A 1550-nucleotide genomic window follows, 5' to 3' on the forward strand; every position below is an offset into this window, starting at 1 on the left:
TCAGAACGAAGACAAACGTTATTTTTGGCGTTTGTCTTTTTCTTTTTTCAAAAATAGTTTGTCTCATCATCTGATATTCCATTCAAAAATCTGTATTTGAGAAAAATAAAAAGGGACATACCCTATCCATTTCACTAATTTTTTGATATTTAAACACGCCAAAGTAAGCCCAACCTGATCCTGCATTTTGGACTTTCCTTTCTCTCTAGTGTATCTCAAATTATGGTACTCCTTAGCCGTCCCAAAGAGTCGTTCAATTGTTTCTTTGCGCTTCTTATAGAGCTCTTTCATTTCTCTTTGGTGGCGAATTTCCTCACAAAATTCAAGGGCATCTTTCCAGACATGTCTCGTTACTACTTTTTGAAAATTCTTGCTTTGGGTACAAACGGATAATAAAGGACAGGCAACACATACTTTTGGATTACTCTTATACTCACGGTAGCCTTCTCGAGTGGTCGTGCGATAGTTTAGTACTTGATTTTCTGGACAGACATAACAATCATGGCTTGCATCATAAACAAAATTACTAGGTCTTAAGTTTCCCTTTACTCCCTTTGGACGAGTATAAGGAAAGACAGGGATGATGTTACGTTCTAATAAATAATGGGCAATAGCTGGTGTCTTGTAACCTGAATCCGCAATAATATAGTGTGGGGAGAAAGGCTCTAACTTTGAAAATAGGGCAGGGAAGGCCTGACTATCATGAACATTTCCTGCTTCAACCGTATAAGCTAAGGCCCAACCATGCTTATCACAAGCAACTTGAGCAGAATAGGCAAATACTTCCTTGTGTTCGCCCTTGTGAAACCAACCACACTCGGGATCTGTTGTTGAGATCTTCTTTTCCTTGGCCTCACTTTCTTTTGCGGGCTTTAAGGACTTTTTTTCGTGTTTTTTCCTATCTAAATCAATCTCAACTGCCAATTGTTCACTCATAAATTTAGCTTGTTGGTCTACCATTTCCTTACGATACTTGTGACTATTAGCCGCCGCTTTGATATGGGTACCATCCACAAATATTTCAGAAGGATCAATTAAGCCAGCATACAAAGCTTGGCTGAGAACTTGGGAAAAAATCTCAGAAATGAGTTCTTTATCTTGAAAACGACGGCTGTAATTCTTTCCATAGGTAGTAAAATGAGGGACCTTATCATCTAAAGTTAGTCCAAGAAACCAACGATAGGCCACATTTACTTCAATATCTTTCATGGTTTGGCGCATGGAACGAATGCCATAAAAACATTTAATCAAAGGAATTTTGACTAGCATGACGGGATCAAGACTAGGACGACCATTATCTGGGCTATAGGTATTTTCTACCAAATCATAAATAAAGTCAAAATCAACCTTTGAATCTACTTGTCGAAGAAAGTGATCTTTGGGGACCAATTCGTCTATTGTATAGAAACCATATTGCTTACGGTTATAATCAGGTTTTTCTTTGTGAAACATAGGGAACACCTCACAACTTTTCTTACCTCTATTATACGACTTTACACAAAGAAAAGCCCTTAGAAACTGGACTTCCAAGGACTTTGTCTTCAATCTGA

General features: G+C 37.9%; 1 protein-coding gene. It reads right to left on the reverse strand.

What is annotated here, in order from left to right; genetic code table 11:
• Nucleotides 1–66 precede the first annotated feature (66 nt).
• Complete coding sequence (locus tag GEZ89_RS09450; protein WP_416222460.1) at nt 67–1452, reverse strand: IS1182 family transposase; 1386 nt, start codon at nt 1450–1452, stop codon at nt 67–69.
• Nucleotides 1453–1550 lie beyond the last annotated feature (98 nt).

Source organism: Streptococcus mitis, assembly GCF_009496285.1.
Lineage (GTDB): Bacteria > Bacillota > Bacilli > Lactobacillales > Streptococcaceae > Streptococcus > Streptococcus mitis_BP.